6 protein-coding genes are annotated in these 7,304 nt (G+C 69.1%); all 6 read right to left on the minus strand.

The features are described from left to right. Window positions 1-22: 22 nt before the first annotated feature. Window positions 23-1,732, minus strand: coding sequence for a flavin monoamine oxidase family protein (locus FBZ88_RS20845; protein WP_145619063.1), 1,710 nt, complete (start codon window positions 1,730-1,732; stop codon window positions 23-25). Window positions 1,733-1,830: 98 nt separating this feature from the next. After that, window positions 1,831-3,255, minus strand: coding sequence for an MFS transporter (locus tag FBZ88_RS20850; protein ID WP_145619064.1), 1,425 nt, complete (start codon window positions 3,253-3,255; stop codon window positions 1,831-1,833). Window positions 3,256-3,329: 74 nt separating this feature from the next. Further along, the gene (locus tag FBZ88_RS20855) at window positions 3,330-4,700 is read right to left on the minus strand and encodes a multicopper oxidase family protein (protein ID WP_211102744.1); all 1,371 of its coding nucleotides are present in this window, start codon (window positions 4,698-4,700) and stop codon (window positions 3,330-3,332) included. Further along, a complete protein-coding gene (locus tag FBZ88_RS20860; protein ID WP_145619065.1) occupies window positions 4,697-6,100 on the minus strand; it encodes a TolC family protein in 1,404 nt (467 codons plus the stop codon). The genes FBZ88_RS20855 and FBZ88_RS20860 overlap by 4 nt, the downstream gene beginning before the upstream one ends. A gap of 324 nt (window positions 6,101-6,424) precedes the next feature. Further along, on the minus strand, window positions 6,425-6,802 hold the full coding sequence (locus FBZ88_RS20865; protein WP_145619066.1) for a hypothetical protein: 378 nt from the start codon (window positions 6,800-6,802) through the stop codon (window positions 6,425-6,427). Window positions 6,803-6,971: 169 nt separating this feature from the next. Further along, window positions 6,972-7,157 (minus strand): DUF3008 family protein, encoded by a 186-nt coding sequence (locus tag FBZ88_RS20870; protein ID WP_040843936.1) that lies wholly within the window; start codon window positions 7,155-7,157, stop codon window positions 6,972-6,974. Window positions 7,158-7,304 lie beyond the last annotated feature (147 nt).

The raw sequence follows: 7,304 nt of genomic DNA on the forward strand, positions 1-7,304 counted from the left end.
TGGCCGCTGGAACGGGATGGGATCACGGCCCCAGGATCGTTTCCGGCAGGCCCGTCAGGTATGCCGGCCAGGCCAGGTCGAATTTGTCCTGAAGGACATGCTCGGCCGTCTGCAGGCAGCCCTCGACCCAGCCCTGGTTGTTGGAATAGGCCTCACCGCAGATGTAGACCTTCTCCGCCGACAGGGGCTGGCGGATGCGGGGCATCAGCAGGTTGTAGCGGAAGCCGGCCTTCCATTCGTGCCAGCCGCCGCCATAGGGGTCGCCCGACCAGTCGTGGTAGATGGCGGAATAGGGCTGGTCCACGTCCACCAGGCCATGGACCTCCAGGATCTGGCGGTGGGCGCTGGACACCATGGCGTCGGTGGCGACGCATTCGGCCAGCGGCACCACGCGCTGGTCGTCGCCGGTGGCGGCGGCCTGCTCCTTGGCCAGGGGTTTCACGTTCTGGGGCCGGCGGCCAACGAAGGGGGGCCCGTGCTCCAGGCCCTTCCAGAAGGGCACGGTGGTGATGTCGTTGTATGAGGCCATCAGCAGGGAGCGGGTGTTGCCCTTCTCCCCACCCGGCTGATCCTCTTCCGTGCCGAAATAATAGATCTGGCGCACCGGCAGGTCGGTGATGGACCGGCCGGCCACCAGGTTCATGGCCCGCCACCAGGGATAATCGTAGGCCAGCAGCAGCTTGAAGGCGTCCTGGATCAAGACGCTGGACAGCATCTCCTTCACGCCTTTCTGGTCCCAGCCTTCCCAGTCGATCAGTTCCAGCGAGCGGCGGGGCAGGCCCAGGATGATGTCGCGGGCGTGCACGATCTCCGGCGGCACCCCTTCCTTGTCCTTGGTCTCCTCATGCACGCCGCCGAAGTCGGTATCGACCACGCGCGTCTCTGTGACGATGAAGGTCAGCTTGTAATGGCCGTCGGCGTCCTTCTCGATCTTGGCCAGGCGCCGGTTCATGTGGATCTCGGCGCCCTGCTCGGTCGCCTGTTGGGCCAGGGTCAGGGGTAGGCGCTGATAGCCGCCGGTGATGGCGCGGAAGCCGTCGGTGTTGGCGTATTCCGTAGCCGGCAGTTGCGCCACCGCGTTGGCGTTGGCGACGTTGGCGTCATAGCCGCCGGCGTCCTTCATGAACTGATAGGCCTCGGAACTCAGCGTCTGCGACATCAGGTTCCAGAAGCCGTAGGTGTACAGCGGGTGACCGTACACCCGGGTGTCCATCCATTGTTCCAGGGTCAGGTTCTGGTTGTTGGGCACCAGCAGATTCATGGCGAAGACCTGCAGGTCGTTCACCGTCTTGCCGCGCTCGTTCCAGCTGAGGTTGTAGGGCACCTGGGCGGGGTCCGACTGCTGCTTCACCAGCAGGTGCTTGCCGCGCAGGTAGAGGATGTTCTCGCTCTCGCCGATGGGCTGGCCATCGGGCCCCTTCTCGGGATTGCCCATGAGGAAGACGTGGCTGGGCAGGTCCAGCGCCTCGATCAGGTTGCTGACCATGGGCTGGTTGGACGTGGGATCGTCCTTTTCCGGCACGATGTAGCGCATGCCGCCCAGCTCCGCCGCCACATTGGGCATGCCGGGAAAGGTCTTGGTGTACAGCCGGCCGCCGATGCGGTCGCTGTATTCGAACAGGGCCACGCGCCGCTTGCCCTCCTTCAAGCCCTGCGGGCCCGTCAGGCGCCAGGCGCAATAGGTGCCGGCGACGCCGCCGCCGATCACCGCCACGTCCAGGATCTTGCTCATCCGATATCCTCCCCCGTGGATGCCGGCCGCACTGTGGCGCCGGCGAACCGTCAGGGCACGATACTCGTTATGCGCGCAATCCGAAAATCAATGCTTCGTTAACGGGTATTCGGCCGTTCGTGTCCGCTGACGTTCTGGGCGGCATCCGGCGCCAGTTTCCAAGCGTCGTAGAGGCTCAGCAGCACGGCGGCCCCCATGACGAAGAAGGCGTTGCGGAAATCGGTCAGGTCCGACTGTCCCTGGGGATGGCCGCGCAGGAAGGCGCCCAGGTTCAAGGCCAGGGCCCCCGCCACAACGCCGAGGCCGGAGGTCAGCTGCCCCAGCATGGCGGCCAGGGTGTTGGCGGCCGAGACCTCTTCCTTGGGCACGTCGGCGAACTGGATGGTGCCCAGGCCGGTGAACTGCATGGAGCGGAACAGGCCGCCCAGGAACAGCACCAGGCCCACCACCGCCTTGGGCGTGTCCGGCGTGAACAGGCCGCAGGCCGCCAGCGACAGGGACATCAGCACGCCATTGACCAGAAGCACCCGGCGGAAGCCGAAGCGGCGCAGCACCTGGTTGGTCACCATCTTCATCGACAGGTTGCCGGCGAAGATGCACAGCACCAGCGTGCCGGACTGGAAGGCGTCCAGGCCCAGCACGGTCTGGAACAGCAGCGGGGTCAGGAAGGGCACGGTGCCGATGGCCACCCGCTGCACCGACCCGCCCCAGACGGCGATGGCGTAGGTCGGCAGGCGCAGGGCGTCCAGCTTGAACAGCGGCGCCGGATGGCGGCGGCAGTGGCGGACGGTCAGGACCGACAGCACCAGGCCCAGGGCGATGCCGCCAACGGCCTGCGCAGGCGCCCGCGCGCCCTGGCCCAGGGTGTCCAGGCCGAAGACCAGGGCTACCAGGGCCGCGCCCGACAGCAGGAAGCCTTTCACATCCAGGGGCCGGGTGCCGGTCGGGCGCTCGTTGGGCACCCAGGCGATGGTCATGACCAGCGCCGCCAGGCCCAGGGGCAGGTTCAGGAAGAAGATCCAGGGCCAATCGGCATAGGTGACGATGAAGCCGCCCAGCGGCGGCCCCAGCACCGGCGCCACCAGGCCGGGCCACACGGTGGTGCCGATGGCGCGCATCAGGTCCTTTTTCTCGGTGATGCGCAGGATGATCAGCCGCCCCACCGGCACCATGGCCGCCCCACCCAGTCCCTGCAACACGCGCGCGGTGGTGAAGGTCCAGAGGCTGGGGCTGAGGCCGCACAGCAGGGACGATAGAGTGAACAGGGCGATGGCGCCGCCGAACACCGTGCGCGGGCCCAGCCGGTCGGCCACCCAGCCGCTGATGGGGATGAACACGGCCAGCGCCAGCAGATAGGCCGTCATGCCGATGTTCATGTCCACCGGCGCCACGCCGAAGGACTGCGCCATCCGCGGCATGGCGGTGGCGATCACCGTGCCGTCCAGCAGCTCCATGAAAAAGGCGCCCGCGACCAAGTAGGTCACGGCGCGGCTGTGACGGGCGGAAACGGCAGTGTCAGACATGGAGACCAGGCGGGAACGGGACGGAACCGTACCGACTATGGCGTCTGGCTCCGGTCCCGTCCCACGCTTTTAGGTCACCCCACCTTCCAGGCCATGGTGCCCTTGGGCGCCTTGTACCAGCCGGGGTCGCGGTAGTCGGCGGCCACCTCGTCGCGCACCTTGATCACCGTCACCATGCCGCCCATGTCCAGGCCGCCATAGGGCCCGGTGCCGGTCATCATGGGTGGGGTGTTGGCCGGGCCGGGCATCATGCCGGCCATATGCCCCATGTCGCCCATGCCGCCTTCACCCATGGGCATATAGCCCGGCAGTTGCGCGCCCAGGCGCTGAGCCACCCCCCCCTGGCTGACGCCCAGGAAGTTGGGGATGTCGTGGCCCATGGTGTTCATGGCGTGGTGGGTCTTGTGGCAGTGGAAGGCCCAGTCGCCCGGGTTGTCGGCCACGAACTCCACTGTGCGGGTGCTGCCCACCGGCACCTGGATGGTGGTTTCCGGCCAGCGGGCGCCTTCCGGGATCATGCCGCCGTCCGTACCCGTCACCCACATGTGGTGGCCATGGATGTGCATGGGATGCTCGTGCATGGACACGTTGCCGATGCGCAGGCGCACCCGCTGCCCCGTCTTCACCACCAGGTGCTCCACCGCGGGGAAGACCCGGCCGTTGATGGTCCAGGTGTCGTGTTCCAGCATCACGGCTGGATCGGGGCGCGAGGTGCCGGGGTGAATGGCCCAGGCATGCAGCATCATGGTGTAGTCGCGGTCCACCTGGCCCACGGCGGCGTCCCTGGGGTGGATGATGAACATGCCCATCATGCCCACCGCCATCTGCACCATCTCATCGAAATGCGGGTGGTACATCTGGGTTCCGTGCTGGCGCAGCGTGAACTCGTAGGCCCAGGTCTCCCCGGGCGGAATGGGCGGGGCGGACAGGCCGCTGACGCCGTCCATGCCGGAGGGCAACAGCACGCCGTGCCAGTGGATGCTGGTGGGCTCCGGCAGCTTGTTGGTGACCAGGATGCGCACCCGGTCGCCCTCCACCGCCTCGATGGTGGGGCCGGGGCTGCTGCCGTTGTAACCCCAGACCTTGACCTTGAAGCCGGGGGCGAACTCCTGCTCGAACTCATGCGCCGTCAGGTGGAATTCCTTGACCCCGTCCTTCAGGACGAAGGGCAGGGTGCCGCCGTTCAGCGTGATGGTGGCCGGCCGCTCCGTACCGGGCACCAGCCTGGGTGGGCGGGGCGGGGTGATCGACGCCGCCACCGTCTTGCGGTCCATGGACATGGCGCGAGGCTTAGCGGGGGGATTGGTCGCCGACATTGATGGGGCCGTATGGTGCGCGTGGTCCTGCGCCGCTGCCGGCGTTCCCCGCAGCAGGGCGCCGGCCCCGCCCAGCAGGGCGGCGGACTTCAGCAACTGGCGGCGGCCCCAGGGTAGATAGGTGCTCATGACGGGCCTCCCGGCTGGGGCGCTTCGTTGGGGATGGGCTGGGAAATGGTCTGGCGTCCGCCCGCCAGGCGGATCAGGTCGCCGTCGGCCAGCCAATAGTCGCGAACGGCGGTGATGTAGCGGCGATAGGCCGTCAGGCGGGCCTGTCGCGCGGCCATGACCTCGAACGGGCTGGTCAGCATGTAGTTGTATTCGGCCATGCCCAGGCGGACCAGGCGGTCCTGCAGCGGCAGGACGGTATGCAGGTAATGGTCCGCCAGGTCGCGGGCGCGGACCAGGCGGTCGCGCGCCTCGCGCGCTTCCGAGCGCAGGTCCACGGCCAGTTGCAGGGTGCGCCGCGCCTCCTGCCGATACTCGGCCTCCGCCTTGGCCACGGCCGGCTGGCCCTGGTCGAACAGGGGCAGGGCCAGGGTCAGGGACGGGCCGATGACCAGGGACCGGTCGGTCTCTCGCTCCCCTGCCACGCCCAGCTCACCGTCGGTCCAAAGACGGCTGGCATCGGCCAGGCCCAGGGCCGAGGCCTTGGCGGCGGTGGTGCGACGGGCGGCGTCCAGCTTCAGGTTGCCGGCGATGACGGCGTTTTCCACGGTGGCCAGCCCCGGCTCCTCAGGGGGCAGGGGCGGCAGGTCGCCGGCCACGCTCCATTGCGCCTGCGGGCCCCACAGGCCCATCAGGCGGGTCAGCGTCTCCCGCGTGGCGGTGACCTCGGCGGCGGTCTCCATGCTGTCCACCCGGGTTTCCTCCAGGGCGGCCTGTTCGGTGGCCAGGCGACGCTCACTGACGTTGCCGGCCTGGTTCAGGCGGACCATCAGGTCATAGGCCGCCTGCGCCGCGTCCAGGGCCTGGGCCAGGGTCTGCGCCTCCTCCAGCGCCGCGCGATGGCGCAGATAGGCGGCCCGGGTCTGGGCGGCCAGCTCCACCACCTCGGCGCTGACGGTCAGCTTCACCTGCTCGAACCGGTCCGCCGCCACCTGTCGCCGGGCGGGCAGCCACAGCAGGTCCAGGAAGTTGGCGACGACGCTGAATTCCAGCTTCGGCGGCTCCGCCCCCTTGGTGGGAAACTCGGTGGCCAGCGACAGGATGGGGTTGCGCAGCAGGCCGGCCTGCACCAGGTCGGCCTGGGCCACGCCCAGATCCTCATAGGTCGCCTGCAGGCCCGGATTGTTCAGCAGCGCCACCTGCACGGCACCATCGGCGGTCAGCGGCCGGGCCAGCAGCTCGGCCACCGCCTGGCCGGCCTGGGCGTCGGCGGCGGCGTCACGGTTCCAGGCGACGCGCTGGGGCACGCGGGCCTCAAGCTGCTTCTGCACGTCGGGGAAGCCAGCCTCGGGCGGGACGGTGGCGCAGCCGGCCAGCGCACCGGCCATCATCAGCGGCGTCAACCATTTCGATACGGTCATGGCGTGCTCCCGTGGTGGGAACCATGGTCCATGCCGGGGTCCATGCCGGGCATGGCCGGCATGGGGGCCATATCCGGGGGGGCCGCATCTGGGGCGGGCGCCGCCTCGGCGGGCGGGGCGGGGCGAATCCAGGGGGTCACGGGGGCGCCGGCGTCGGCGGCGCCGGGTCCCGGCGAAAAGGCGGGTGGCGCCATGGGGGCGCAGCCCGCCACGGTCGCCAGCAGGGCGACACGCGCAAGAAATGGGGGCATGGGAAAGCTCGGGAGAAAGGGCAAACCGGTCGCGGGGAGACGCGCGGGGGCCCCGCCAAGGGGCGCCCGGGCCTCAGGCGATGCGGTTGGGTCTGGGCGGCCCCAAGGCGGGCGCCAGGGCCAAGCCGGCGCCCCGGCTGTCGCCGGCGGCCAGCAGCATCAGCGGCGCGGCGGTTCGCTCCGCGCCCGGCAGGACGGACGGCACCAGCAGACCGGCGCACCCCGTGGCACAGCCCGCCATTCCGCCGGCGCAGCAGCAGTCAGCCGTTTCATGGCAGTCGTGGGCGGCGGTCGCGACAGGATGGTCGGCGGGGGCAGCGGCAAGGGCGGAGGATGCGGCCACCGCGACGGCCTGCCCGCAATCGTGCGCCCGTGCGGGCGCCGACCAGCCCGTGACCAGGATCACGAGGGCGAGCAACGCCAGCAGGGGAAGCGGGGGCAGCCGGATCATGGCGCCGACTATAGCGCCCTGGCCGGCGCCAGCAAGGGGGCAAAGCCAGTATGGCGGGGACGGCACGCAGATATGGCGCGGGGGGCTGGGCGTCGCCGCCCGCCCCCCTCGCTCGTGGGACTACTCATTCGTGGTTGGCCAGTTCTTGTCGGCGCGTCGTGACCGACACTCAGTGATGGACGTGTTCGGCCTTGCCCTTGCGCTTGGTCGACGCCATGTCGTGCAGCTCCTTCTCGCTCATGGATTTCTCCATGGAGCGGGAGGCGCCCTTCAGCTCGCTTTTCTTGATGTCGCCGCGCTTGGCGGCCAGCGCCGCGCCGGCGGCCTTCTGCTGGGACTGGGATTTGGCGGGCATGTTGTCCTCCATATGCTGGGGTTGGCATTTGCCAGGTGGGTTACCGGGCGGATTAGCAGGCTGTTGAAAAAGCCTGTGGCTGCCTGAGTTTCAGCATGATTCACTGTTGGCCTTGGAACGGAGCCGAGGGCGGCATGCGGGGATCGG

Origin of the sequence: Nitrospirillum bahiense, from assembly GCF_007828025.1 — a bacterium.
Classification (GTDB): domain Bacteria; phylum Pseudomonadota; class Alphaproteobacteria; order Azospirillales; family Azospirillaceae; genus Nitrospirillum; species Nitrospirillum amazonense.